24 protein-coding genes are annotated in these 24,999 nt (G+C 63.7%); 18 read left to right on the top strand and 6 right to left on the bottom strand.

The genetic code is table 11. The annotated features are described in order from the left end of the window. Positions 1 to 24 precede the first annotated feature (24 nt). Entirely contained in the window at positions 25 to 1,011 is a 987-nt protein-coding gene (locus P9239_RS08260; protein WP_309750009.1) for a hypothetical protein, read from the top strand. Positions 1,012 to 1,080: 69 nt separating this feature from the next. Beyond that, entirely contained in the window at positions 1,081 to 1,761 is a 681-nt protein-coding gene (locus P9239_RS08255; RefSeq protein WP_309750008.1) for a DUF2968 domain-containing protein, read from the top strand. Between the two features lie 73 nt (positions 1,762 to 1,834). On the opposite strand, the gene P9239_RS08250 is transcribed toward P9239_RS08255, so the two are convergent. From P9239_RS08250 to P9239_RS08230, 5 genes are all read right to left on the bottom strand, one after another. Continuing rightward, on the bottom strand, positions 1,835 to 3,259 hold the full coding sequence (locus tag P9239_RS08250) for a type 1 glutamine amidotransferase (RefSeq protein ID WP_309750007.1): 1,425 nt from the start codon (positions 3,257 to 3,259) through the stop codon (positions 1,835 to 1,837). A 132-nt stretch (positions 3,260 to 3,391) separates the two neighbouring features. Then, positions 3,392 to 5,149, bottom strand: a complete 1,758-nt coding sequence (locus P9239_RS08245; RefSeq protein WP_309750006.1) for a cation:proton antiporter — start codon at positions 5,147 to 5,149, stop codon at positions 3,392 to 3,394. Positions 5,150 to 5,264: 115 nt separating this feature from the next. Next, positions 5,265 to 5,603 (bottom strand): P-II family nitrogen regulator, encoded by a 339-nt coding sequence (glnK, locus tag P9239_RS08240; RefSeq protein ID WP_008342452.1) that lies wholly within the window; start codon positions 5,601 to 5,603, stop codon positions 5,265 to 5,267. Positions 5,604 to 5,724: 121 nt separating this feature from the next. Then, positions 5,725 to 7,779 carry an NAD(+) synthase gene (locus P9239_RS08235; protein WP_309750005.1) on the bottom strand — a complete coding sequence of 685 codons (2,055 nt, stop codon included), beginning with the start codon at positions 7,777 to 7,779 and terminating at the stop codon, positions 5,725 to 5,727. A gap of 71 nt (positions 7,780 to 7,850) precedes the next feature. Continuing rightward, entirely contained in the window at positions 7,851 to 8,993 is a 1,143-nt protein-coding gene (locus P9239_RS08230; protein WP_309750004.1) for a GNAT family N-acetyltransferase, read from the bottom strand. A 148-nt stretch (positions 8,994 to 9,141) separates the two neighbouring features. On the opposite strand from P9239_RS08230, the gene P9239_RS08225 reads away from it, so the two are divergent. Beyond that, positions 9,142 to 9,441, top strand: coding sequence for a GIY-YIG nuclease family protein (locus tag P9239_RS08225; protein WP_309750003.1), 300 nt, complete (start codon positions 9,142 to 9,144; stop codon positions 9,439 to 9,441). A gap of 85 nt (positions 9,442 to 9,526) precedes the next feature. On the opposite strand, the gene ppa is transcribed toward P9239_RS08225, so the two are convergent. Then, positions 9,527 to 10,054 (bottom strand): inorganic diphosphatase, encoded by a 528-nt coding sequence (gene ppa, locus P9239_RS08220; RefSeq protein WP_250472821.1) that lies wholly within the window; start codon positions 10,052 to 10,054, stop codon positions 9,527 to 9,529. A 189-nt stretch (positions 10,055 to 10,243) separates the two neighbouring features. Here ppa and P9239_RS08215 point away from each other — a divergent pair, with 189 nt between their 5' ends. The 15 genes from P9239_RS08215 (at position 10,244) to ureC (ending at position 24,999) form a co-directional block, all read left to right on the top strand. Beyond that, positions 10,244 to 11,683, top strand: a complete 1,440-nt coding sequence (locus P9239_RS08215) for an aldehyde dehydrogenase family protein (RefSeq protein WP_309753942.1) — start codon at positions 10,244 to 10,246, stop codon at positions 11,681 to 11,683. Between the two features lie 10 nt (positions 11,684 to 11,693). Continuing rightward, complete coding sequence (locus P9239_RS08210; protein ID WP_309750002.1) at positions 11,694 to 12,470, top strand: SDR family oxidoreductase; 777 nt, start codon at positions 11,694 to 11,696, stop codon at positions 12,468 to 12,470. Positions 12,471 to 12,867: 397 nt separating this feature from the next. Beyond that, positions 12,868 to 14,175 (top strand): urea ABC transporter substrate-binding protein, encoded by a 1,308-nt coding sequence (gene urtA / locus P9239_RS08205; RefSeq protein WP_309753941.1) that lies wholly within the window; start codon positions 12,868 to 12,870, stop codon positions 14,173 to 14,175. Between the two features lie 78 nt (positions 14,176 to 14,253). Further along, positions 14,254 to 15,870: an urea ABC transporter permease subunit UrtB gene (urtB, locus tag P9239_RS08200; protein ID WP_309750001.1), complete on the top strand. Its 1,617-nt coding sequence runs from the start codon at positions 14,254 to 14,256 to the stop codon at positions 15,868 to 15,870. A gap of 3 nt (positions 15,871 to 15,873) precedes the next feature. Then, complete coding sequence (gene urtC / locus P9239_RS08195) at positions 15,874 to 17,067, top strand: urea ABC transporter permease subunit UrtC (RefSeq protein WP_309750000.1); 1,194 nt, start codon at positions 15,874 to 15,876, stop codon at positions 17,065 to 17,067. Then, positions 17,064 to 17,948 carry an urea ABC transporter ATP-binding protein UrtD gene (urtD, locus tag P9239_RS08190; RefSeq protein ID WP_309749998.1) on the top strand — a complete coding sequence of 295 codons (885 nt, stop codon included), beginning with the start codon at positions 17,064 to 17,066 and terminating at the stop codon, positions 17,946 to 17,948. Before urtC ends, urtD begins: the two co-directional genes overlap by 4 nt. A gap of 15 nt (positions 17,949 to 17,963) precedes the next feature. Beyond that, positions 17,964 to 18,656 carry an urea ABC transporter ATP-binding subunit UrtE gene (gene urtE / locus P9239_RS08185; protein ID WP_309749997.1) on the top strand — a complete coding sequence of 231 codons (693 nt, stop codon included), beginning with the start codon at positions 17,964 to 17,966 and terminating at the stop codon, positions 18,654 to 18,656. 29 nt (positions 18,657 to 18,685) lie between these two features. Next, on the top strand, positions 18,686 to 19,546 hold the full coding sequence (locus P9239_RS08180) for an urease accessory protein UreD (RefSeq protein ID WP_309749996.1): 861 nt from the start codon (positions 18,686 to 18,688) through the stop codon (positions 19,544 to 19,546). Positions 19,547 to 19,719: 173 nt separating this feature from the next. After that, positions 19,720 to 20,517, top strand: coding sequence for a transporter substrate-binding domain-containing protein (locus tag P9239_RS08175; protein WP_309749995.1), 798 nt, complete (start codon positions 19,720 to 19,722; stop codon positions 20,515 to 20,517). Positions 20,518 to 20,535: 18 nt separating this feature from the next. Further along, the gene (locus P9239_RS08170; protein WP_309749994.1) at positions 20,536 to 21,225 is read left to right on the top strand and encodes an amino acid ABC transporter permease; all 690 of its coding nucleotides are present in this window, start codon (positions 20,536 to 20,538) and stop codon (positions 21,223 to 21,225) included. Continuing rightward, positions 21,222 to 21,872 (top strand): amino acid ABC transporter permease, encoded by a 651-nt coding sequence (locus P9239_RS08165; protein ID WP_309749993.1) that lies wholly within the window; start codon positions 21,222 to 21,224, stop codon positions 21,870 to 21,872. Before P9239_RS08170 ends, P9239_RS08165 begins: the two co-directional genes overlap by 4 nt. Beyond that, positions 21,859 to 22,578: an amino acid ABC transporter ATP-binding protein gene (locus P9239_RS08160; protein ID WP_309749992.1), complete on the top strand. Its 720-nt coding sequence runs from the start codon at positions 21,859 to 21,861 to the stop codon at positions 22,576 to 22,578. The genes P9239_RS08165 and P9239_RS08160 overlap by 14 nt, the downstream gene beginning before the upstream one ends. Positions 22,579 to 22,657: 79 nt before the next feature. After that, entirely contained in the window at positions 22,658 to 22,960 is a 303-nt protein-coding gene (locus P9239_RS08155) for an urease subunit gamma (protein WP_008342482.1), read from the top strand. Between the two features lie 10 nt (positions 22,961 to 22,970). Continuing rightward, positions 22,971 to 23,276 carry an urease subunit beta gene (locus P9239_RS08150; RefSeq protein WP_175944699.1) on the top strand — a complete coding sequence of 102 codons (306 nt, stop codon included), beginning with the start codon at positions 22,971 to 22,973 and terminating at the stop codon, positions 23,274 to 23,276. A 16-nt stretch (positions 23,277 to 23,292) separates the two neighbouring features. Beyond that, the gene (ureC, locus tag P9239_RS08145) at positions 23,293 to 24,999 is read left to right on the top strand and encodes an urease subunit alpha (RefSeq protein WP_206466785.1); all 1,707 of its coding nucleotides are present in this window, start codon (positions 23,293 to 23,295) and stop codon (positions 24,997 to 24,999) included.

The following is a 24,999-nucleotide window of genomic DNA, read 5'->3' as shown; positions in this document are numbered from 1 at the left end:
CTGCACCATGCATCTGGAATCTCCATGACCGAACCTCTGATCGCCATCGAAGGCAAGCTGCGCCTGCCGCCGCTACGCCCCCTCGCCGATCCGTCGCTGACGTTCGGTCGCGAGTGGTCGCCTGTGCGCACGCGTCCCGCTCAATCGGACTCCGAATTTTCGATCAGCGCGGCGCGCTTCGAAACCGCTTACGTCGAAGCGGCGCACCTGTCGGACGCCGGCTCGCCGTATCGCGCCGCCAGCTTGTGGGGCGTGTTCTCGGAAGGCCAGATTCGCCGGAAGATGCTGCAATTGATGCAGGCGGCCGATTCCGCCATGCCACGCCAAGAAGCGCTGGCCGACGTCACGCCCATTCCGGTCGCGGTGAGCGCGCCCACACCCGAGCAGGGGCGCTCCGGCTTTCTGCACACGCCGCTTCGCACGGCCATTGCCATTGCGTGCGCTGCGCTGATCGCGTGGCTGCTTTTCGGGTACAAGCAGCGTCCCGCGAGCGAAGAGCCGGCGGCGGCGCTTACTGCGGCGCACGCGCAGGCAACGCCCGCCGAAACGGTGGAAACCACGCCCATCGTCGCGCAAGGCGCGTCCGGCGTGGAGGCGAAAGTCACGACAGTGAGCACGCAATCCAAGCCCGTAAGCAGCGAACAGCCGGCGTCGCTGACGTCGGCGAACGACGAGCGAGGTGCATCGCATGTCGGCGCCCAGCCAGCCGCAAGCAGCGTCGCGGTCCGGCACGCGCGCATGAAGCCGCGAAGCGAGGCGAGCGTCGCCGAAACGGTCGCGCGGACGAAAGTCAATCGCGCACACGCCCACGCGCGCGTTGCCGCTACGGTTGCGCACGCGAAGCATGCATCGCACATCGCAGCTTCGCACGGCACCCGGACGACTGCACAGCACACTGGCGCGGGCCCGTCCGCTTCCGCGAACGCGATGAACGTCGAAGCGCTCTACGCCGTGCTCCAGCACTCACCGACGCTCGACAGCAACGTCACGTCGCCGCGCGAGCACCGTTAGGCCGACGTCCGCTCGAACCAGACCACGACGGCCCGAGCCGCCCGCTAACCTTATCGGCATCACGCCAACATGAAGCACTCACGCCTTATCTCAATCGCGACGCTCGCCGTCGTCTTGTCCGCTATCGGCGGTTTCGGCAACACGATCGCCGCACCCGTCGCGCAGTCCGCGCAAGCCTTGCCCGCAGAAGACTTGTCGAACGTGAAAGCGGACGGCTCCGCGCCGACCGCCGGCAATCTGGCCGAATTGCAGGATCTCGTGCAGGCGGGCAGCGTCACCGAACTGCGTTCCACGCGCAACGCGAGCTACGGCGCGAAGCTCTATTTCTTGCCGAAGGACATGGTCTACTACGTCGCGCTTCAGCAGGAAACGCAGTTGTGGCGCGTGGTCAAGACGCAGGACGAAAACCGCGCCGAGGCGCTTTACGCCCAATTCGCGCGCAAGAGCTTCGAACTTGCGGACGGCGAAATCCGCCGCACGCGGCTGCAGGCGCAGACGGCGCTTCTGGACCGCGTGATCGCGGTGTCGTCGAACCGGGCGAGCCGCCTGTCCGCTGACCTCGCGCTCGCGCAACAGCAGGACTCGCAGGTGTCCGAGCGTCAGCAGAAGCTCCAGGCGGAGTCGGCTGCGCTGCAAGGCGACAAGCTCGAAGCGGAACGCAAGCTGCGCGCATTGCAGCAGCAGGTCGATCAGTTGCAGCGCGCCACGGAGGCCGGTCTGACACCGGCAACCGCGACGCCCGCGCGCTAATCCGCCGCACTCAAACGACAAGGCCCGCTCGATGCAGCGGGCCTTGTGCTTTCGCAGCGGTGAAACTGCGCCTTTAGAAGCGGGTTTCGCGCGCCACGCGCAAGAACGTATCCAGAAGCGGCGTGCAATCGAGCAGTTCGTCGCCGCCCGCGCGATGAAACTCCGGGTGCCACTGAACGCCGACCACGAACGGCGCCTTGCGATACCGCACCGCCTCGATGATGCCGTCCGACGACGACACCGCTTCGATGTTCAGATCGCGGCCGAGCGTCCTCACCGCCTGATGGTGGATCGAATTCACGATTGCTTCGCGCTGATTCGGGAACATGTTGACGAGCGACGAGCCGTCCGGAAAGCGGATCGAGTGGCGATGCTGGTCGTAATGCTCGTTGACGTGAACGCCCGCGGTCGGCACATCGGTGGCGATATCGCCATAGAGCGTGCCGCCGAACGCGACGTTGATCAGCTGACAGCCGCGGCAGACGCCGAGCACCGGCTTGCCCGATTCGACAAACTCGTGCAGCAGTTCGAGCTCGTACATGTCCCGCACCCGGTCGCCGGGCCATTCGGGGCGCGTCGTCACTTCTTCGTACGACTGCGGCGAGACGTCCGCGCCGCCTTGCAGCAAGAGGCCGTCGAGATGCTTCGCGTAGTCGCGCAGACGGATATTGCTCGGATGCAGCATCCCTTGATGGCCGACGGTCGGGATCATGAACACGAGCACGTCGCGGGACATGACCCAGTGCGCGATGGATTCCTCCAGATACTGCAGCGTCTTGCCGCGCAGACCCTTCGCGCCCGGTTCCGGATGGAAGATGCGCGCCGAGACGCCGATGCGCAGCGTGCGTTGTGTGATGCGCTGCCCGGCCCGGTCGAAGATTTGCCGCGCCCGCGCCGCGACGATACGGCCGAACACCGACCACGCCGAATCGGACTGTTTCAGATAGGCGGGCTGCGCAGCGGTGGTCTCAGCGGCGGATTGCGGCGGAATGGGCGGCGGATTGAACTTGCCGAAATCGGGCGCGGCAGTGAACTCGGGCGGCAGACCGGCGGCAGGCCGCGAAAGCGCGGCTTCCGCCTGGACTTCCGCCTCGGCCTCTAATGCCGCTTCGGCTTCCAGCGCGGCTTCGGCCTGCGTGCTTTGCGCTTCCGCTTCGGTCGCGGCTTCGAGATTCTGCGCGAGGCTCGTCTTGGCATCGACACGTTCGACGCGTGCCGCACTCGCCGGACTTCCCGCGCGCGCCGCGGCTTCTTGCGCGGCGGTTGCGCTCGCGATGTGCGCACGCGCATCGCGGGCCGTCTGGCGCGCTTCTTCCCGCCGCGCCGCGTTGCGGTCCACGGGTTCGACGGTGGACGCGCTCGAGGGCGCATCCGTCGACGCGCGCTCGCTCGCCTTCGCGGCGGCGGATGCGTCCGCGCCTCGCGACCCCGCCGTCGTGCCGGGCGTTTCGTTGTTTCCGGTGATGCCCGAGTCGTTGGACGTGTTGTTTTCGCTCATCCCGATTTCAGGCGCGCAGCGCCACTAGCAAATGGAGAGGCTTCGATTATCCGCCCATCGAACGGGGCGAAGCAAACCAGCACACATTTGCTCACATTATCGCGAGCGATGTCACGCGCTCAGTGATCGTGCTCAGTGATCGCGCGGCTCCTGCAGCGTCTCGCGCAGCGCGATCTGCAGAGTCGCGTGAATCTTCACGCACCAGCGCCACAACACGGTCAAGAGGAGCGCCACACACAGCAGCACGCCGAGCATCAAGCCGAATGGCGGGAGAATGCCGCCCGACAGCGCAGCGACGAGCAGAAAGACGCCGAACATCGCGACGATCGGAATCAGACCCGAGACGGCCGAGCGGATGGCGTGCGTGAAGCGCCCGGCCTTCGCCGGCTGCACGCTCACTTCCGCGAGCAGCAGCGCGAGCGATTCCAGCTTGCGATACACCGCGACCAGAAACGGCAACGCGATGACGAGCGCCGCGCTCCACAGCACGACGCGTTGCGCATTGTCCGTGTCGAGCCAGCGCGCGAGATGGCTCGACACGAACGGCGCCGCATACGATGCACCAAGAAAGATCGCGGCGACGAGCGCGAGATTCACGGCGATCTGAAGCACGATGCGCCTTGTCATCGCGAAGAGCGTCGCGCCTTCGGACGCGGGCGCGAGGCTCGCGAGCCATTGTGAATAGGCGCCGAACGTGTGCGCGAGCGGCGCGGGCATTGCGCGGGCGAGGCGCAGCGTGAGCGGATCGGCGGCGCGCATCAGATACGGCGTGAAGAGCGTCGTGAGCGCGGAAACGGCCACCGCGATCGGATAGAGAAAGCCGCTCGTCACCTTCAGCGACAACCCGAGCGACGCGATGATGAACGAGAACTCGCCGATCTGCGCGACGCTCATGCCGACGCGCATCGCCGTGCGTCCGTCCTTGCCCGCGAGAAAGCTGCCGAGCCCGCAAGACACGATCTTGCCGAGCACGACCGCCACGGTGATGACGGCGATCGGCCATGCGTAATCGACCAGCACCGACGGATTGAGCAAGAGCCCGATGGTCACGAAAAAGATCGCGGAGAACATGTCGCGCACTGGCGCGATCAGATGCTCGATGCGCGCGAGATGCTTCGATTCGGCCATGATCGCGCCGATCAGAAACGCGCCGAGCGCGATCGAATAATCGAGTTTGACGACCAGCAGACAGAAGCCGAAGCAGAAGCCCAGCACGGTGACGAGCAGCATCTCGTCGCTTTTCGAACGCGCCACGTAATCGAGCGCGCGCGGCACGATCACGATGCCGACCACGAGCGATACCGTCATGAAGAGCAGCAGCTTGCCGAGCGTGACGGCCGCCATGCCCGCGCTCACCGCGCCCGTCTGTGCGATGCCGGACAGCAGCACGAGCATCGCGATGGCGAGAATATCCTCGACGATCAGAATGCCGAACACGAGCTGCGCGAAGCCCTCGCCTTTCAGCCCGAGTTCCGAGAGCGCCTTCACGATGATCGTGGTCGACGAGATCGCGAGCATCGCGCCGAGAAAGAGCGAGTCCATCGCGCTCCAGCCGAACCACCGGCCGATTTCGTAGCCGATCCACATCATCAGCACGATCTCGGACAGCGCCGCGACGAACGCCGTTGCGCCGACGCGAAAGAGCTTGCGCAGGCTGAATTCGAGCCCGAGCGAAAACATCAGGAACACGACGCCCAGTTCGCCGAGCGTCTGAATAGTGGCTTCGTCGTTGATGAGTTGAAACGGCGGTGTGTACGGCCCGATGATGACGCCCGCCACGATATAGCCCAGCACGACCGGCTGCCGCATGCGATGAAACAGCACCGTCACGACGCCCGCGATCGCCATGATGACGGCGAGATCCTGAATGAAGCCGATCGCGTGGTGCATCGACAGATCCTTACAGAAATATTATAGGCAGTCGATGTTAGCAGGAGATGCGCGGAAGCCGAAAAGAAACGCCCGCTACGGTGAGCGGGCGTGGGATGCGAGAAGTGCCGGACGATCAGACCGCCGCTTCGTTCTCCTCGCCGGTGCGGATGCGGATTACGCGCTCGACGTCGGCCACGAAGATCTTGCCGTCGCCGATTTTGCCGGTACGCGCCGCGCCGATGATCGCGTCGATGACTTGATCGGTCTGATCGTTGGCGACGACGACCTCGATCTTCACCTTCGGCAGGAAATCGACCACGTACTCTGCACCACGATAGAGCTCGGTGTGCCCTTTCTGGCGTCCGAAGCCCTTGACTTCCGTGACCGTCAAGCCCGTCAGACCGACTTCGGCGAGCGCCTCGCGAACTTCGTCGAGCTTGAACGGTTTGATGATGGCGGTGATGCGTTTCATGGCGGACCTCGCTTCGGAAAAACAGACGGTTCAGGGAAAGTGTCGTCGCTCGCGCGACCGATGACTTCGATTCTAGCTGCCTTTCATCGAGTCATCGGGCCGGGTTGAATGCGAATTGCGATCACTCGCTCTCCGGAACGCGTTCGAGATCGTTGAGCCACACCGTCGCCTGCGAATCGCTCGGCGCGCGCCAGTCGCCGCGCGGTGAAAGCGAGCCGCCCGAGCCCACCTTCGGTGCATTCGGTATGCACGAACGCTTGAACTGGCTCGTGCGGAAAAACCGGTCGAGGAAGATGCGCAGATTCTTGCGGATGTCCGCGAGGCCGTACTGATTGCGCGCGACGTTCGGACCTTCCGGCCACGCGCCCGCCTCGCGGTCGCGCCAAGCCGTGAACGCGAGAAACGCGACCTTCGACGGCGCGAAACCGAAGCGAACCGTGTAGTACAAATTGAAGTCCTGCAACTCGTACGGGCCGATCACGCTCTCCGTCTTCTGTTCGAGCGCGCCGCTCGCCTTGCCGGGAATCAGCTCGGGGCTGATATCGGTAGCGAGGACGTTTTCGAGCACGTCGCTGCCCGCATCGCCGATCTGTCCCGACTCCGCGACCCACCGCACCAGATGCGTGATGAGCGTCTTCGGCACGCTCGCGTTCACGTTGTAGTGCGACATGTGATCGCCGACGCCGTAGGTGCACCATCCGAGCGCAAGTTCGCTGAGATCGCCCGTTCCGACGACGATCGCGTTATGAAAATTCGCGAGCCTGAAGAGATGGCTCGTGCGTTCCCCGGCCTGCACGTTCTCGTAGGTGATGTCGTACTGCTGGTTGTCCTCGCTGTGCGGATGGCCGATATCGGCGAGCATCTGCGTGCAGCTCGGACGAATGTCGATTTCTTCCGCCGTGCAGCCGATCACGTCCATCAACTCGCGCGCTTGCCTGAGCGTGCGCTCGCTCGTCGCGAAGCCGGGCATCGTGTAGGCGAGGATGTTAGAGCGCGGCAAGCCGAGGCGGTCCATTGCTTTCGCGCACACGAGCAGTGCATGCGTCGAGTCGAGCCCGCCGGATACGCCGATAACGACCTTCGAGATGCCCGACGAGCGCAGCCGTTGCAGCAGCGCCTGCACCTGGATGTTGTAGACCTCGTTGCATCGCGCGTCGCGGCGGGCGGCATCCGCCGGCACATAGGGGAAACGCTGCACGCGCCGTTCAAGCGGCAAGGTGTCGTCAACGGGCGCGGGCAAATCGAATTCGACGACGCGGAACTGCGCGACTTCGTCGGCATGCCGCTGCGTCGATCGCCCGAACGTGGTTTGCCGCATGCGCTCGCGCGACAGCCGCTCGAGATCGACGTCGGCGAAGATAATGTGCGACTCGCCCGAGAACCGCTCGGATTCCGCGAGCATCTCACCGTTTTCGTAGATGAGGCCCTGACCGTCCCACGCGAGATCCGTGGTCGATTCGCCCTCGCCCGCCGATGTGTACAGATAGGCGGCGATACACCGCGCCGACTGCTGCCCGACAAGCTGATGCCGATACGCCGACTTGCCCACGACGATATTTGACGCCGAGAGATTGACGAGCACCGTTGCCCCCGCGAGCGCCGCGAACGACGACGGCGGAATGGGCACCCACACGTCCTCGCAGATTTCGACGTGGAAGCGGAAAAGCGGCAGATTCCTGATCTGAAACAGCAGCGACGCGCCGAACGGCGCTTCCTGTCCGCAGAGCGTGACGGTATGCGTGGTCGCGGCATCGGCTGGACTGAACTGCCGCGCTTCGTAGAACTCGCCGTAGTTCGGCAGATAGCTTTTCGGCACGACGCCGCGAATGACGCCGTCCGCGATCACGACCGCGCAATTGAAGAGCTTGTGCTCGATGTGCAGCGGCATGCCGACGATCAGCGCGATCTTGAGCGACTTCGATGCATCGACGATGCTTTGCAGCGCGTCTTTGCAGGCGTCGAGCAAGGCGCGCTGATGAAAGAGATCGTCGCAGCTATACGCGGACAACCCCAGTTCCGGAAACGCGACGAGCACCGCGCCGCGCGCCGCCGCCTGCTTCGCGAGTTCGATGGTCCCCGCCGCGTTGAAGGCGGGATCGGCGACCTTGCAGTTGGGAATCGCGACCGCGACGCGCGCAAAGTCGTGACTGTATAGATTGAAGAAGTTCGTGCTCATGGTCGTCGTTGCCTTCGGCGCGTGGGAGCGTTGTTTTTGACATGAAAAGAGCCGCGACGATTATCGCAGTTCTAACCCTTTTTCCGGAACGGCGTATGCGCTTCCAGTTCTTCGATATGCTGATCCATCGCTTCGGTTTCGGCGTCGAGGAACTCGGCGATGGCTTCCCGGAACCGCTCGTCCGCGATCCAGTGCGCGGACCACGTCGGCGTCGGCAACAGCCCGCGCGACATCTTGTGCACGCCCTGCGCGCCGCCTTCGAAGCGCGCGAGCCGGTGCTCGACGCAATACGCGATGCCCTGCATGTAGCACGTCTCGAAGTGCAGCCCTGAAACGAACTCGCGCGTGCCCCAGTAGCGGCCATACATGACGTCGCCGCCGATCATGTTGAGCGCGCACGCGAGCCGCTGGCCGTCCGCTTCGGCGATCACGAGCAGCATGCTGTCGGGCGCATTCGCATGAATGCGGCCGAAGAAATCGCGCGACAGATACGGCGCGTTCCAGTGCTCGCGGTACGTGTTTTCGTAGCAGTCGTAGAAGAAGTCGAGCGCGCGCGCGTCGATTTGCTCGCCGCGCAGCCACGTGTAGGTGACGCCCGCCTCCATCACGCGGCGGCGATCCTGCTTGACCTTCTTGCGCTTGTCGTGGCTCATCGTCGCGAGGAACGCGTCGAAGTCCGCATAACCGTCGCCGGGAAGGTTCTCCCAGTGGAACTGCACGCCCTCGCGCAGCATGTAGCCAGCGTCCGTGAGCGCCTCGATGTCCTGCGCGTGCGGAAACAAAACGTGCAGCGACGAGATGTCGAGCCGCCGCGTCAACTCGATTGCGCCGCGCGCCAGCAACACGCGGTCCTCGTGCTCGGCGGCAATGAGCCGCGGCCCCGTCACAGGCGAGAACGGCACTGCTGAAAGCGCCTTCGGGTAATAGCGCAGGCCGTGACGCTCGAAGGCGTCGGCCCAGGCGTGATCGAACACGTATTCGCCGCGCGAATGCGACTTGAGATAAAGCGGCATCGCGCCCGCGAACTGCCCGCCGCGCTCCAGAATCAGATGATGCGCGCGCCAGCCGGTGCGCTTCGCCGCGCATTGCGTCTCTTGCAACGCGGACAAAAAGCCGTGCCGCACGAACGGATTGTCGCCGGCGAGCCGGTTCCAGTCGTCGGCCGGAATGTCGTCGAGCGTATCGACGACATGAATTTCGATCTCGCGATTCAAACAGGCACCCTCGCAGAATGGACCGATGGGCGCTCGCGCGCCCGAAAGCGGCTATTCTCGCGCAAGTCGCGCGAAGGCGTCGGCGCGCTCGCGCGGCTGCATCGGCGATAATGCGCGGCATCCAGTCTGCAAGCCATGAAAACACGTGATGCCGTGGTTTCTCTATCTGATCGAATGCGACGACGGCAGTCTCTACACCGGCATCGCGACGGATGTCGAAGCGCGCTTCACCGCGCACGCGAGCGGCAAGGGCGCCCGCTATACGCGGGCGAAGAAGCCGCTGCGCGTGGTGGCATCGTTCGAGGTGGCGGGAAGATCGGAGGCGTCGCGCGCCGAGTACTGGGTCAAGCGCCTGCCGGTGCAGCAGAAGCGCGCGTTGGTCGCGGGCGAGCGCACGTTGGAATCGGTCCTGCCGCGCGCAGAACCGGAGAGCGCGGAAAACGGCTGATCCGCTTCGCGCCGCATCAAAACAAAACGCCGCGCGCCCGGCGAACGGACGGCGGCGTCTGATCACAACGCGGAAAAACGCGCGCTTACTTCTTGTAATTCGCGATGCCTTCGGTGATTTCCTTGTGCGCGGCTTCGATGCCCGCCCAGCCTTCCACCTTCACCCACTTGCCCTTTTCGAGCGCCTTGTATTGCTCGAAGAAGTGCTTGATCTGATCCTTCAGGAATTCGGGCACGTCGTCCACGGACTTGAGGTTTGCCGTCATCGGGCAGACCTTGTCGTGCGGCACGGCGACGAGCTTCGCGTCCACGCCCGATTCGTCCGTCATCTGCAACATGCCGAGCGCGCGTGCGCGCACCACCGAACCCGCGAGCAGCGGATACGGCGTGATGACGAGCACGTCGACCGGATCGCCGTCGCCCGACAGCGTCTGCGGAATGAAGCCGTAGTTGGCCGGATAGCGCATGCCGGTGCCGATGAAACGATCGACGACGAGCAGGCCCATGTCCTTGTCCGCTTCGTATTTGACCGGATCGCTTTGCGCGGGAATTTCGATGATGACGTTGAAATCCTGCGGGAGATCACGGCCGGGAGGTACGTTGTTGAAGCTCATGAGCACTCTCTGAGAAGTTGAGTTCGGAAACCGGGAAATTGCGTGCGGCGCGTTGGGACGCGTCACGAATGGGACGCGGGCGCTGCGAGGTGAGACACTCAGGCATTATAGCCAAAGGCGCCCTGCGGCCCGGGTGCTGGATCATCGATTCGACCAACAGTGAGCGAACGAACCGACAAGGAGACGCGCATGGAGGAAGCGAAGCATTTCATCGGCAACCGATGGATCGCCGCATCGGGCGGAGAGACGATTCCGGTGGTCGATCCATCCGACGGGCAAGTGTTCGCGGAGCTTGCGCGCGGCACGAGCGCGGACATCGACCGCGCCGTGAGCGCGGCGCGCGCCGCATACGACGGCGTCTGGGGCGCGACGAGCGCCGCCGAACGCGGCCGCATTCTCGCGCGGCTCTCGATGCTGATCGCTGCGTGCCACGAGGAAATCGCGCAGATTGAAGCGCGCGACACCGGCAAGCCGCTCAAGCAGGCGCGCGCCGACGCGACCGGCATCGCGCGCTATTTCGAGTTCTACGCGGGCGCCGCCGACAAACTGCACGGCGAGACGCTGCCGTATCAGTCCGGCTTCACCGTGCTGACGATTCGCGAGCCGCACGGCGTGACCGGGCATATCGTCCCGTGGAACTATCCGCTGCAGATTTTCGGACGCAGCGTCGGCGCGGCGCTGGCCACGGGCAACGCGTGCGTCGTGAAGCCCGCCGAGGACGCGTGTTTGTCGCTGTTGCGCGTCGCCGAACTCGCCGCCGAAGCGGGCCTGCCCGATGGCGTGCTCAACATCGTCACCGGCTACGGCCATGAAGCGGGCGCGGCGCTCGCGCGTCATCCGGGCATCGACCATATCTCGTTCACGGGTTCCCCTGCGACCGGCGCGGCCGTGACCAAGATGGCCGCCGACAATCATGTGCCCGTCACGCTGGAACTGGGCGGCAAGTCACCGCAGATCGTGTTCGCCGATGCCGATTTCGACGCCGCCCTGCCCGTGCTCGTCGCGGCGATCGTGCAGAACGCGGGACAGACGTGCTCGGCGGGCAGCCGCGTGCTAATCGAACGCGCGGCTTACGAGCCGCTGATCGACCGGTTATCAAAGGCGTTCGCGGCGCTGAAGGTCGGCCCGAGCAAGCTCGATCTCGACTGCGGCCCGCTCATCAGCGCGAAGCAGCAGCAGCGCGTGTGGGACTTTCTCTCCGATGCGCAGCACGACGGCATCGCGATGGCCGCGCATGGCGAAGTCGTCGCCGAAGCGCCCGAAGCAGGCTTCTATCAGGCGCCGACGCTCTTGCGCGACGTGCCGCCGACGCATCGACTGGCGCGCGAGGAAGTGTTCGGCCCGGTGCTCGCCGCGATGCCCTTCGACGACGAAGCCGACGCGCTCCGGCTCGCCAACGGCACGGACTACGGCCTCGTCGCCGGTATCTGGACACGCGACGGCGCCAGGCAAATGCGGCTTGCGCGCCGCGTGCGCTCGGGGCAAGTGTTCATCAACAACTATGGGGCGGGCGGCGGTGTCGAGCTGCCGTTCGGCGGCGTCAAGCATTCGGGACACGGACGCGAGAAAGGCTTCGAGGCGCTGTACGGCTTCACGACGCTCAAGACTATTGCCATCAAACACGGATAAGGGAGACGACATGCGACTGCAAGGCAAAACGGTGATCGTGACGGGCGCGGGCTCGGGTTTCGGCGAAGGCATTGCGAAGACGTTTGCGCGCGAAGGCGCGAACGTGGTGGTCAACGATCTGAACGGCCCGGCGGCCGAGCGCGTGGCGAGCGAGATCGCGCTTGGGTCGTCGTCATCGGCGACGCATGGACGCGCGATCGCCGTCACGGGCGACGTCACGAAGCGCGACGACTGGCAGGCGCTCTTCGATGCCGCGATTCAGGACTTCGGCAGCGTGCAGGTGGTCGTGAACAACGCGGGCACGACGCACCGTAACAAGCCGGTGCTGGATGTCACCGAGGCCGAATTCGACCGCGTGTACGCGGTGAACGTGAAGAGCATCTACTGGAGCGTCGAGCAGTTCGTGCCGTATTTTCGCGAGCAAGGCGGCGGTGCGTTCATCAATATCGCGTCGACGGCGGGCGTGCGGCCGCGCCCCGGACTCGTCTGGTACAACGGCAGCAAGGCGGCGGTGATCGTCGCGAGCAAGGCGCTGGCGGTGGAATTGGGCCCGGACCGTATTCGCGTGAACTGCATCAATCCGGTGATGGGCGAAACGGGGTTGCTCTCCGAATTCATGGGCATGGAGGACACGCCGGCGAACCGCCAGAAGTTTCTCGCGACCATTCCGCTGGGGAGGTTGTCGACGCCGCAGGATATTGCGAATGCAGCGCTTTATTTGGCTTCGGATGAGGCGGAGTTCATTACGGGGGTGGCGTTGGAGGTGGATGGGGGAAGGTGTGTTTGAAAGGATGTGTCGGGTACCTCTTCGCTGAACGTGGGTTCGCGTCGGCTCCTGCGCCACTTGTTGCCGGGGCGGCAGCATGCACTGCACCGACGCGACGCCTGCTGCCACGGGAAAGTCGCTCCTCTCTCAGCATCACGCGCGACAAAACGCGCCCCCGCACCGTAACAATGCAAGCCCCGTCCCGCGTGCACCAAACGCGATCCGCGCAGCGCCCCGCCTCGCCTGACCAAAGCAGGCTAAAAATCCCGCAAACCCCCGCCAGCCTTGGATAGAGCTCCCATTGGCATAGGCCTTGCAGAACGTTCCCCGCCGGTCAGCCGTCAACCACGCCAAACGACCCGCCTCATCTCTGCTCCACACCGGAGCAAACAAACATATCGGCAAGGGGAACACATCAATAAAACGACGCAGTCTGCTGAAGCTCGGCTCCATGTCGGGCGCGCTCGCCCTCGCGGGCCAGCTTCCCATCTCGAAAGCGCAAGCCGCCGATAGCGGTCCGATCAAGGTCGGCGTGCTGCATTCGCTCTCCGGCACCATGGCGATCTCCGAGACATCGCTCAAGGACACCGCGCTCATGACCATCGCCGATATCAACAAGAACGGCGGCGTGATGGGCCGGCAGATCGAAGCCGTCGTCGTCGATCCCGCTTCCAACTGGCCGCTCTTCGCCGAGAAGGCGCGTCAACTGCTCACGCAGGACAAGGTCGCCTGCGTATTCGGCTGCTGGACGTCCGTGTCGCGCAAATCGGTGCTGCCCGTATTCGAGGAACTCAACGGCCTGCTCTTCTATCCCGTGCAATACGAAGGCGAAGAGATGTCGCGCAACGTGTTCTATACCGGTGCCGCGCCGAATCAGCAGGCCATTCCCGCTGTCGAGTATCTGATGGGACCGGAAGGCGGCAGCGCGAAACGCTTCTTCCTGCTCGGCACCGACTACGTGTACCCGCGCACGACGAACAAGATCCTGCGCGCCTTCCTCCATTCGAAGGGAGTCAAGGATGCAGATATTCAGGAGGTCTACACACCGTTCGGACATAGCGACTATCAGACCATCGTCGCGAACATCAAGACCTTCTCGCAAGGCGGAAAGACCACGGTCGTTTCGACGATCAACGGGGATTCGAACGTTCCGTTCTACAAGGAACTCGGCAATCAAGGCCTGAAAGCGACGGACGTGCCCGTGGTCGCATTCTCTGTCGGCGAAGAAGAGTTGCGCGGCATCGACACGAAGCCGCTCGTCGGCCATCTCGCGGCATGGAACTACTTCATGTCGGTCAAGAACCCGAACAACAAGAAGTTCGAGACGCAGTTCGCCGAATGGGTGAAGACGCAGAACCTGCCGGGCGGCGACAAGCGCGTGACGAACGATCCGATGGAAGCGACCTTCGTCGGCATTCACATGTGGAAGCAGGCCGTCGAGAAGGCGAAGAGCACGGATGTCGACAAGGTGCGTACCGCGATGATCGGCCAGAGCTTCGCCGCGCCTTCGGGCTTCACGCTCACGATGGATGGCAATCATCATCTGCACAAGCCGGTGATGATCGGCGAGATTCGCGGCGACGGTCAGTTCAATGTCGTGTGGAAGACGAAGACCGCGATCCGCGCGCAACCGTGGAGCCCGTATATCGCGGGTAATCAGGGTAAGCCGGATATCGTCACGTCGATTCCGTCGTTCCTGCGCCGTTCGCGCGTGCGCGTCGCCTGACGCATCGATGGCATGAAGCAAGGCCGCGCGTGACTCGACGTTGCGCGCGGCCGTTCCAGTCTCACCAGAAAGGCCTTTATGAACGGCTCCGTTGTGCTTCCCTTCTTTCGCGCGATGCTCGCGCTCTTCATCGCGCTCACGTCGTTAACAGCGCATGCGCTCACCGCCGATGACCTCGCACCGCTCGCGGGTGACGACTTCGAAGCCAAGTCCGCCGCCATCGACAAGCTGATTGCCAATGCGGACGCGCCTTCTGTCACCGTGCTCAACGCGCTTGCGGACGGCTCGCTCGTCGCCACCGATAACGGCCACGTCTATGTGCAGACCGACGAGGGCAACAAGGACCCGATCACAGGCAAGACCGCCGATGCACCCGATGCGCAAGCCATCACGCTCAACAATCAATTGCGCACGAAAGTAGCGGGCGCGCTGTCGGGCCTTCAGCTTGCATCGCCCGATCTGGCGAAGCGTCGGGAAGCAGTGGCCGCGTTACTGAAGAACCCGGACGCATCGATGAAGCCGATGATCGACCGCGCCCGCGCCGCCGAGACCGACGCCGAGTTGAAGAAGCGCCTCGACACGCTCTGGGCGATGACCGCTCTGCACGATCCCGACGTGAACAAGCGCCTCGAAGCGGCGCAGCTCGTCGCGGCGCGGCACGACCTCGACATGTATGAACTGCTGCGCCCCATCGTCGCGAAGAAAGCCGATGGCTCGTTCAACGAACCCGATGAACGCGTGCGTAACGCGGCGCAGGAAGGCATCTACGCACTCGATTCGATCCAGCGTCGCAGCGAGATCTTCGGCACGATCTTCGCGGGGCTTTCGCTCGGCAGCGTGCTGTTGCTCGCGGCGCTCGGCCTCGCGATCACGTATGGCCTCATCGGCGTCATCAACATGGCGCACGGCGAATTCCTGATGATCGGCGCATATGCGACCTACGTCGTGCAGAACCTCGTACAGCATTACGCGCCCGCGGCCTTCAACTGGTATCCGCTCTTCGCGGTGCCCGCGTCGTTCATTGCCGCGGCGCTCGTCGGCATCGTGCTGGAAAGGCTCGTGCTGAAGCATCTGTATGGACGTCCGCTCGAAACGCTGCTGACGACGTTCGGCATCAGCCTGATCCTCATTCAAGCGACGCGCACGATCTTCGGCGCGCAGAACGTGCAGGTCACGAACCCTTCGTGGATGAGCGGTGGCGTCGCGGTGATGCAAAACCTCATCCTGCCGTATAACCGGTTGACCATACTCGCGTTTTCGCTCGCGGTCGTGCTGATCGCATGGGCCGTGCTCACGCGTACGCGCTTGGGCCTCTTCGTGCGCGCCGTCACACAGAACCGCCGCATGGCCGCGTGTGTCGGCGTGAAGACCGCACGCGTCGATTCCTATGCCTTCGCGTTCGGCGCGGGCATTGCAGGGCTCGGCGGATGCGCGCTCTCGCAGATCGGCAATGTCGGACCGGACCTCGGTCAAAGCTACATCATCGATTCGTTCATGGCCGTGGTGCTCGGCGGTGTCGGCCAGCTCGCGGGCACCGTGATCGGCGGGTTCGGGCTGGGCCTCGTCAACAAGGCCATCGAGCCGTTCTGGGGCGCGGTGCTCGCGAAGATCGCGGTACTCGTGCTGATCGTGTTGTTCATCCAGAAGCGTCCGCAGGGCATGTTCGCCCTGAAGGGCCGCAGCGCGGAAGCCTGATCCATGACCGCCTCGACCAACATCAGCGCGAATCTCGACGTCGCGCCGCAACCCGATTCAAGCGCTGCACGCGCGGGCTTCGCACTCGGCCTGCCACCGCGCGCCGCGCTGTTGCCGCGTAATGGCTGGATCGCACTGCTCGCGCTCATCGTTGCGATGGGCATCTGCGTGCCGCTCTCGGCGCTCGTGTTACCGGAAACGAGCACGTTCCATTTGTCGGCCTACGCGATGACGCTCGTCGGCAAGCTCATGTGCTATGCCATCGGCGCGCTGGCGCTCGATCTCGTCTGGGGCTACTGCGGCATTCTGAGCCTAGGTCACGCGCTCTTCTTCGCGCTCGGCGGCTATGCAATGGGCATGTACCTGATGCGTTCCATCGGACGCGAAGGCACATATCAGAGCGATCTGCCGGACTTCATGGTGTTTCTCGACTGGCACAAGCTGCCGTGGTACTGGCAAGGCACGGAACATCTCTGGTATGCGCTGGTCCTCGTCGTGCTGGTGCCGGGCGTGCTGGCATGGGTCTTCGGCTTCTTCACGTTCCGCTCGCGCGTGAAGGGCGTGTATCTCTCGATCATCACGCAGGCCATGACGTTCGCCGCGATGCTGCTCTTCTATCGCAACGAGACGGGCTTCGGCGGCAATAACGGCTTCACCGACTTCAAACGCATCGCGGGCTTTCAGATCACGCACGCGGGCACGCGCACGGTGCTTTTTTTGATCACGTTCGCGGTGCTCGTGCTCGCCTTTCTCGTCGCGCGGTGGATCGTCACGTCCAAGCTCGGACGCGTCGTGACCGGCGTGCGCGACGGCGAGGCGCGGCTCATGTTCCTGGGCTACAGCCCGCTCGCGTACAAGCTCTTCATCTGGACGGTGTCGGCGGTGCTGTGCGGCATCGCGGGCGCGTTGTACGTGCCGCAGGTCGGCATCATCAATCCGAGCGAGATGTCGCCCGCCAACTCCATCGAAATGGCGATCTGGGTCGCGGTCGGCGGGCGCGGCACGTTGATCGGGCCCATCATCGGCGCGTTCGCGGTCAACGGCGCGAAGAGCTTCTTCACGGCGTATTTCGCGGAATATTGGCTGTTCTTCCTCGGCCTCATCTTCACGCTCGTGCCGCTGCTGTTGCCTAACGGAATCATGGGTCTCATCGACCTGGCTCGCCGCCGCAAAGCGCAAGGAGACGCCGCAGAATGACCGCGCACTACGCATTGATCGTCGACTTGCCGCCGATTCCTCAGGCGCCCGATTCGAGCGAATCAGGACACAAGAACATCAACGTCCGCTCGGGACTCGGCCATGTGCTTCAGCCCGGCGAGATCGACGTATCGCACGGCACGATCCTTTATCTCGAAGACGTGACCGTCAGCTTCGACGGCTTCCGCGCGCTGAACAAGCTCACGCTGTCCATCGATGTGGGCGAATTGCGCTGCGTGATCGGCCCCAATGGCGCGGGCAAGACCACGATGATGGACGTCATCACGGGCAAGACGCGGCCCGACGACGGCAAAGTCTTTCTCGGGCAGACCTTCGATCTCACGCGCATGTCGGAGCCTGTGATCGCGCGCACCGGCATCGGCCGCAAGTTTCAGAAGCCGACTGTCTTCGAGAATCATCCGGTGTGGGAGAACCTCGAACTCGCGATGAAGACGGACAAGCGATGGTTCGCGTCGCTGCGCGCGCGGCTGGATCGCGCGGCGCAGGCGCGCATCGAAGAGACGCTTGAGCTGATTCGCTTGCAGCATCAGGCCACACGACTTGCCGGCGAGTTGTCGCACGGACAGAAGCAGCGACTGGAAATAGGCATGTTGCTGATGCAGCAGCCTGCCCTGCTGCTGCTCGACGAACCCGCTGCCGGCATGACCGATCACGAAACCATGGAACTGGCCGACTTGCTGAACAAGCTGCGCGGCACGTGTTCGATGATGGTGGTCGAGCACGACATGGAGTTCGTCGCGGCGCTCGCGGGCGACAGCGGCAAGGTGACGGTCATGGCCGAGGGCAGCGTGCTCGCCGAAGGCACGCTCGACGGCGTGAAGCGCGACGAAGCCGTCATCGAATCCTATCTTGGCCGTTGATACTGGAACCACTCCATGCTCGAAGTCGAATCGCTGAATCAGTATTACGGCGGCAGTCACATTCTGCGCGACGTGAAGATGACCGTGCCCGAAGGCAAGCTCACCGTGCTGCTCGGCCGCAACGGCGTCGGCAAGACTACGCTGCTGCGCTGCCTGATGGGCGTGGTGCCGACACGCAGCGGCAACATCACATGGCGCGGCGCGAAGATATCCTCGATGCCGACGCATGCGCGCGTGGCGAGCGGTCTCGCATATGTTCCGCAGGGCCGCGATATCTTCGGGCGTCTCACCGTCGAAGAGAATCTGCTCGTCGGCGCGGCGAGCCGCAAGGCGCCTTCCAAGATTCCCGACCACATCTATGCGCTTTTTCCCGTGCTACGCGACATGAAACATCGGCGCGGCGGCGATCTTTCGGGCGGACAGCAGCAGCAACTCGCGATTGGCCGCGCCTTGATGAGCGAGCCGCAATTGCTCATTCTCGATGAACCGACGGAAGGAATTCAGCCTTCGATCATTCGCGATATCGGCCGCACGCTGCGTCAGCTCGTCGATGAAATGGGCATGACGGTGCTGCTCGTCGAGCAGTATTACGACTTCGCTCGCGAACTCGCGGATCGCTATTGGGTGATGAGTCGCGGCGAGATCGTCGCTGGCGGCGCTGGTTCGGAGATGGATGCGAATGGAGTGCGCGAGCTGATCGCCGTATGATGGTGGACCGCTCTTAACGCACTGCTTCCATGCATCACGAATCTCACGCGGCACTCGCGCAGCCGGATACCTGGCGCGGCACGCTCGAACTCGGCTTTGCCCGGCAGCATGGCCGCACGGTCTGCGCGCATCGCAAGCATGAAGGACCGCTGCGGGTGCAACGACCGCTCTATCCCGAAGGCGATATCTGTCACGCGGTCATCGTGCATCCGCCGGGCGGCGTGGCGGGTGGAGACCGTCTGTCCATCGACGTGAAGCTCGGCGAAGACACGCATGCCGTCATCACCACGCCCGGCGCGACCAAGTGGTACAAGGCGAACGGCAAGCTCGCGACGCAGCGCATCGACATTCGTCTTGCCCGAAACGCGAAGCTCGACTGGCTCCCGCAAAACAACATCGTGTTCGAATCGTCGAACGTGGAGCTCTCCTTCAACGTCACGCTCGATGAAGGCGCGACGGCCATCGGCTGGGATGCGATGTTGCTCGGCCGCGCCGCCGCCGGCGAACGCTGGACGCAAGGGCGCATCGAGGCGGTATCGCGCATTGCGAGTAGCGATGGACGCATGCTGTGGTTCGAGCGCGCACTGATCGATGCGAGCGACCCGTTGCGCGAAGCATCGCAAGGGCTCGCAGGCTTCCCGGCCTACGGCACGCTATGGGCCATCGGACCCGTATGCGACGACACGTTGGCCGAAGCCCTCACCGCGCAGTTGCCGTTCAACGATCAGATGCGCGCCGGCGCATCGTGCGTGGCGCCGGGCGTGTTGATCGTGCGCGCCATCAGCCGATCAATGGAACCGCTGCAACGCGCACTCACCGATTGCTGGACGCAACTGCGTCCGCTCGTGCATGGCGCCGCTGCGCAACCGCTCAGACTCTGGAACACCTGAGCACGCACCATCACGGCGCATACGCGCGCCCCGCCTGTGTGCGCAACGGCGCGTATGCCGCTACGAACGCATGTGAGATAAGGCTTTCGTGTCGATGGCACGGCTCTCGCTTTGAAGCTCGGCTCCAAAAGCCGCGCAAGCAATGCGGCGTCACAAAGCCTGAAGGATCATCCATGCCGAAGCTGTTGTTCCGTGCGCGACGCATCGCACTCACCGCCCTCGCCGTCACGCCGCTCTTCGCCTTCACTGCTCCGGCAAACGCCGATGCGCTCGATACCATCGCCAAGAGCGGCACGCTGCGCGTAGCCGTGCCCGAGGACTATCCGCCGTTCGGCTCGATCGGCGCCGACATGCAACCGCAAGGCTATGACGTGGACATGGCCGCATTGCTCGCAAAGTCGATGAAGGTCAAGCTCCAACTCGTGCCCGTGAACAGCGCGAACCGCATTCCGTACCTCACGACGAACAAGGTCGATCTGGTGATTTCGTCGCTCGGCAAGACGCCCGAGCGAGAGAAAGTGCTGGACTTCTCGACGCCTTATGCGCCTTATTTCCAGGGCGTTTTCGGTCCCGCCGACATCAAGGTGAGCGGCCCCGCCGATCTCACCGGCAAGACGGTGGGCGCGACGCGCGGCGCGCTGGAAGAGATCGCGCTGTCGCAAATGGCGCCGAACGCCACCATCAAACGCTTCGAGGACAACAACGCGACCATCTCCGCGTTTCTCTCGGGACAAGTGCAGTTGATCGCGGCGGGCAATATCGTCGCCGCGGCGATCCTTTCGAAAAATCCGCCGCGCCGGCCTGAAGCGAAGTTCATCATCAAGGATTCGCCCTGCTTCGTCGGCATGAACAAGAACGAGCCGCGCTTGATGGCGAAGATCGACGACACCATCGCGCAGGCGAAGAAGGACGGCACGCTCAACGCCATGTCGAAGAAGTGGTTCGGCCAGCCGCTGCCCGCGAGTCTGTAACGCAAGGCGTCCAATCGTATGGCCTATCAACTGGAATTCGCCGACTTCGCGAACTACGCGGGCATGTTCGCGAGCGGCGCGGCGACGACGCTTGCGCTCACCGCCATCTCGACGGCGCTTGGCGTATCCCTCGGCGTCGCTGGCGCGGCGGGTCGCGACAGCCATCGCGCGTGGCTGCGTTCTGTCGTCGGCGGCTATGTGGAAGCGATCCGCAACACGCCGTTCATCGTGCAATTGTTCTTCGTGTTCTTCGGGCTGCCCGCGCTCGGCATTCATCTGAGCGAGTATGTCGCAGCCATCATCGCCATGACCTTGAACCTCGGCGCGTATTCCATCGAGATCATTCGTGCGGGCATCGCGGCGGTGCCGAAGGGGCATCACGAAGCGGCGGCATCGCTTGCGATGTCGCGCAAGGAAGTCTTTCGGCATATCGTGCTGCCACAGGCGCTCGCCAAGGTCTTTCCCGCGCTCACGAGCCAGATCGTCATCACGATGCTCGGCTCCGCCGTGGTCTCGCAGATTTCCGTGCCCGATCTGACGTATGCCGCGAGCTATATCGAGTCACGCAACTTTCGCGCATTCGAGACGTGCTTCCTGGTCACCGCTTCATATCTGGCGCTCGCGCTCGTCCTGCGCGCGGCGCTCAATGCAGCAGGCAAGCGTCTTCTCATGCCTGCCGCGCGCGCCAACGGAAGCCGCGCGCGATGATCGAATTCACTTTCACGCAAATCGTCGAGAACCTGCTGCTGGCCGCGCGCTGGACCGTCGTGCTGTCGCTCGTATCGTTCGTGCTCGGCGGCATCGCCGGCTTCGCGCTTCTCTTGATGCGCGTATCGAAGTACGAGGTCCTGCGCGCGCTGGTGAAGGGCTACATTCAGCTTTTCCAGGGCACGCCGCTTTTGATGCAACTGTTCCTCGTTTTCTTCGGGCTGCCCTTGCTCGGCATCGATGTGTCGCCGTGGCTCGCCGCCACCGTCGGGCTCACGCTTTTCACGAGCGCCTATCTCGCGGAAATATGGCGCGGAGCGGTGGAAGCCGTGCCGAAGGGCCAGTGGGAAGCGTCGTCCAGTCTTGCCATGAGCTATTTCGAGCAGCTTCGTCATGTAATTCTTCCGCAAGCCACGCGCATCGCCGTGGCGCCGACGGTCGGCTTCGCGGTGCAGGCAGTGAAGGATACGGCGCTCGTGTCCATCATCGGCTTCACGGAACTCACGAAGGCCGGCACGATGATTTCGAACGCGACGTTCCGCCCGTTTCTCGTCTATGGCCTCGTCGCGATCATCTACTTCGTTCTCTGCTATCCGCTGACGCGCTATGCGCGCACGCTCGAAAGGAAATGGCATGCCGCTCGTTGAAACGCGCAATCTGCACAAGCATTTCGGCTCGAATCAGGTCCTCAAGGGCATCGACTTCTCGGTCGAGCGCGGGCAAGTGGTAGCCATCATCGGCAAGAGCGGCTCGGGCAAGAGCACGCTGCTGCGCACGCTCAATGGCTTGGAGAGCATCGACGAAGGCTCGATCGAAATCGACGGTGAGCATATCGACGCGCGCCGCGCCGACTTGCGCGCGCTGCGCCTCAAGGTCGGCATGGTCTTTCAGCAATACAATCTCTTTCCGCATCTCACCGCCGGGCAGAACGTGATGCTGGCGCAAACGGTCGTCAAGAAGATTCACAAGGCGAAGGCGCGCGCGACCGCGCATACGGTGCTGGAACGCGTCGGCCTTGGCGACAAGTTCGATGCCTATCCGGAGCAATTGTCCGGCGGACAACAGCAACGCGTCGCCATTGCACGCGCGCTGGCGATGAATCCGAGCGTGCTCTTGTGCGATGAAATCACGTCCGCGCTCGATCCCGAACTCGTCGGCGAAGTGCTGGCCGTCGTCGAAGACCTTGCGCGCGATGGCATGACGCTTATCATGGTCACGCACGAGATGCGGTTTGCGCGCAACGTGAGCGACAAAGTCGTCTTCATGCATCAAGGTCGCGTGTGGGAATCCGGCTCGCCCGAACAGATCTTCGAGCGGCCCGCGAGCGTCGAACTGCAACGCTTCATCCAATGAGAAGCCCGCCACAAAGCGGTCCGAAAAAGTAGAAGCAAGTGCTAGCATGACGAAGCCCATCGCCTAACAGAACAAGTTCATGAAACTCACGCCTCGCGAAAAGGACAAGCTCCTGATTTTCACGGCCGCGCTGCTCGCCGAACGGCGCCGCGCACGGGGCCTCAAGCTGAATCATCCCGAAGCGGTCGCGTTCATCTCAGCCGCGTTGATGGAAGCCGCGCGCGACGGCAAGACCGTCGCGGAAGTCATGCATTACGGCACCACGCTGCTCACGCGCGACGACGTCATGGAAGGCGTGCCCGAGATGATCCCCGACATACAGATCGAAGCCACCTTCCCCGATGGCACGAAGCTCGTGACCGTCCACCATCCCATTCCTTGAGACGCACGCGATGATTCCCGGCGAATATCTGATCGACGACGGCGAGCACGAACTCAACGCAGGCCGCGAGACCGTGTCCGTCGTCGTCGCGAACAGCGGCGACCGGCCTGTGCAGGTCGGCTCGCACTACCACTTCTACGAAGTCAACACGGCGCTTCTCTTCGACCGCGAGAAGACGCGCGGCTTTCGGCTGAACATCGCGGCTGGTACCGCCGTGCGCTTCGAGCCGGGACAGGAACGCACGGTCGAACTCGTCGCGCTGGCGGGCAATCGCCACGTGTATGGCTTCAACGGCCTCGTGATGGGCCCACTCTGATCAGGATATTCACGACATGACGCTACGCATCGGCCGCCGCGCATATGCGGAAATGTTCGGCCCGACCACCGGCGACCGCGTGCGCCTCGCGGACACCGATCTCATCATCGAAGTCGAACGGGACTTCACGACCTATGGCGAAGAAGTGAAGTTCGGCGGCGGCAAGGTGATTCGCGACGGCATGGGCCAGTCGCAGCGCACGTCCGCCGACGTGGTCGATACCGTCATCACCAATGCGCTGATTCTCGATCACTGGGGCATCGTGAAGGCGGATATCGGCATCAAGAGCGGGCGCATCTTCGCCATCGGCAAGGCGGGCAATCCCGACATCCAGCCGAACGTGACCATTGCGATCGGCGCGGCCACCGAAGTGATCGCGGGCGAAGGCATGATCGTGACCGCGGGCGGCATCGACACGCATATCCATTTCATCAGCCCGCAGCAGATCGACGAGGCGCTCGCAAGCGGCGTCACGACGATGCTCGGCGGCGGCACAGGTCCCGCCACGGGCACGAACGCGACCACCTGCACGCCGGGGCCGTGGCACATGGAACGCATGCTGCAAGCCGCCGATGGCTGGCCGATGAACCTCGGCTTTCTCGGCAAGGGCAATGCGAGCCTGCCGGAGCCGCTCATCGAGCAAGTGAAGGCGGGCGCCATTGGTCTCAAGCTGCACGAGGACTGGGGCACGACGCCCGCGGCCATCGACAACTGTCTTTCCGTCGCGGACGATACCGACACGCAAGTCGCCATTCACACGGACACGCTGAACGAAGCGGGCTTCGTCGAAACGACGGTGGCCGCGTTCAAGGGCCGCACGATTCACACGTATCACACGGAAGGCGCGGGCGGCGGCCATGCGCCCGACATCATCAAGGTGTGCGGCGAGCCGAACGTGCTGCCCTCTTCCACCAATCCGACGCGGCCCTACACCGTCAACACGCTCGACGAGCATCTCGACATGCTGATGGTGTGCCACCATCTGGACCCGTCGATTGCGGAAGACATTGCGTTCGCGGAGTCGCGCATTCGCCGCGAGACCATCGCAGCGGAAGACATTCTTCACGATCTTGGCGCGCTCTCGATGTTGTCGTCCGACTCGCAGGCGATGGGCCGCGTGGGCGAAGTCATCATCCGCACGTGGCAGACGGCGCACAAGATGAAAGTGCAGCGCGGCGCGCTTGCGGAGGACAACGCACGCAACGACAACTTCCGCGCGAAACGCTATGTCGCGAAGTACACGATCAACCCTGCGATCACGCACGGCATCGCGCATGAAGTCGGTTCCATCGAGCCGGGCAAGTGGGCCGATCTCGTGTTCTGGGAGCCGGCGTTCTTCGGCGTGAAGCCCGCGATGATCGTCAAGGGCGGCATGATCGCGCTCGCGCAAATGGGCGATCCGAACGCGTCGATTCCGACGCCGCAGCCGGTCCATTACCGCGAGATGTTCGCGACGCGCGGCGGCGCGCTCGGCAAGACGTCGCTCACGTTCGTGTCGCAACTGGCGATGGAGTCGCGTATCACCGATCGCTATGGCCTCAAGAAACAAGTGGTCGCGGTGAAGAACTGCCGGAATGTGACGAAGGCCGACATGATCCACAATGCATGGCAGCCGTCCATCAGCGTCGATCCGCAGACCTATCAGGTCATCGCGAATGGACAACTGCTCACTTGCGATCCCGCCACCGTGCTGCCGATGGCGCAACGCTACTTCCTGTTCTGA

It is taken from the genome of Caballeronia sp. LZ062 (assembly GCF_031450785.1).
In the GTDB taxonomy this organism is placed as follows: domain Bacteria; phylum Pseudomonadota; class Gammaproteobacteria; order Burkholderiales; family Burkholderiaceae; genus Caballeronia.
This window is presented reverse-complemented; position numbering and strand designations above follow the sequence as displayed.

Bases quoted from the DNA above. Each gene is read 5' to 3' on its own strand.
- P9239_RS08155 (WP_008342482.1), top strand. From the start codon at position 22,658: ATGAAACTCACGCCTCGCGAAAAGGACAAGCTCCTGATTTTCACGGCC.
- P9239_RS08210 (WP_309750002.1), top strand. From the start codon at position 11,694: ATGCGACTGCAAGGCAAAACGGTGATCGTGACGGGCGCGGGCTCGGGT.
- P9239_RS08160 (WP_309749992.1), top strand. From the start codon at position 21,859: ATGCCGCTCGTTGAAACGCGCAATCTGCACAAGCATTTCGGCTCGAAT.
- urtB (WP_309750001.1), top strand. From the start codon at position 14,254: ATGAACGGCTCCGTTGTGCTTCCCTTCTTTCGCGCGATGCTCGCGCTC.
- P9239_RS08255 (WP_309750008.1), top strand. From the start codon at position 1,081: ATGAAGCACTCACGCCTTATCTCAATCGCGACGCTCGCCGTCGTCTTG.
- urtD (WP_309749998.1), top strand. From the start codon at position 17,064: ATGACCGCGCACTACGCATTGATCGTCGACTTGCCGCCGATTCCTCAG.
- P9239_RS08235 (WP_309750005.1), bottom strand. From the start codon at position 7,779: ATGAGCACGAACTTCTTCAATCTATACAGTCACGACTTTGCGCGCGTC.
- P9239_RS08170 (WP_309749994.1), top strand. From the start codon at position 20,536: ATGGCCTATCAACTGGAATTCGCCGACTTCGCGAACTACGCGGGCATG.
- P9239_RS08165 (WP_309749993.1), top strand. From the start codon at position 21,222: ATGATCGAATTCACTTTCACGCAAATCGTCGAGAACCTGCTGCTGGCC.
- P9239_RS08175 (WP_309749995.1), top strand. From the start codon at position 19,720: ATGCCGAAGCTGTTGTTCCGTGCGCGACGCATCGCACTCACCGCCCTC.
- P9239_RS08260 (WP_309750009.1), top strand. From the start codon at position 25: ATGACCGAACCTCTGATCGCCATCGAAGGCAAGCTGCGCCTGCCGCCG.
- P9239_RS08215 (WP_309753942.1), top strand. From the start codon at position 10,244: ATGGAGGAAGCGAAGCATTTCATCGGCAACCGATGGATCGCCGCATCG.
- P9239_RS08180 (WP_309749996.1), top strand. From the start codon at position 18,686: ATGCATCACGAATCTCACGCGGCACTCGCGCAGCCGGATACCTGGCGC.
- ppa (WP_250472821.1), bottom strand. From the start codon at position 10,054: ATGAGCTTCAACAACGTACCTCCCGGCCGTGATCTCCCGCAGGATTTC.
- P9239_RS08250 (WP_309750007.1), bottom strand. From the start codon at position 3,259: ATGAGCGAAAACAACACGTCCAACGACTCGGGCATCACCGGAAACAAC.
- glnK (WP_008342452.1), bottom strand. From the start codon at position 5,603: ATGAAACGCATCACCGCCATCATCAAACCGTTCAAGCTCGACGAAGTT.
- ureC (WP_206466785.1), top strand. From the start codon at position 23,293: ATGACGCTACGCATCGGCCGCCGCGCATATGCGGAAATGTTCGGCCCG.
- urtC (WP_309750000.1), top strand. From the start codon at position 15,874: ATGACCGCCTCGACCAACATCAGCGCGAATCTCGACGTCGCGCCGCAA.
- P9239_RS08150 (WP_175944699.1), top strand. From the start codon at position 22,971: ATGATTCCCGGCGAATATCTGATCGACGACGGCGAGCACGAACTCAAC.
- P9239_RS08245 (WP_309750006.1), bottom strand. From the start codon at position 5,149: ATGCACCACGCGATCGGCTTCATTCAGGATCTCGCCGTCATCATGGCG.
- urtE (WP_309749997.1), top strand. From the start codon at position 17,964: ATGCTCGAAGTCGAATCGCTGAATCAGTATTACGGCGGCAGTCACATT.
- P9239_RS08225 (WP_309750003.1), top strand. From the start codon at position 9,142: ATGCCGTGGTTTCTCTATCTGATCGAATGCGACGACGGCAGTCTCTAC.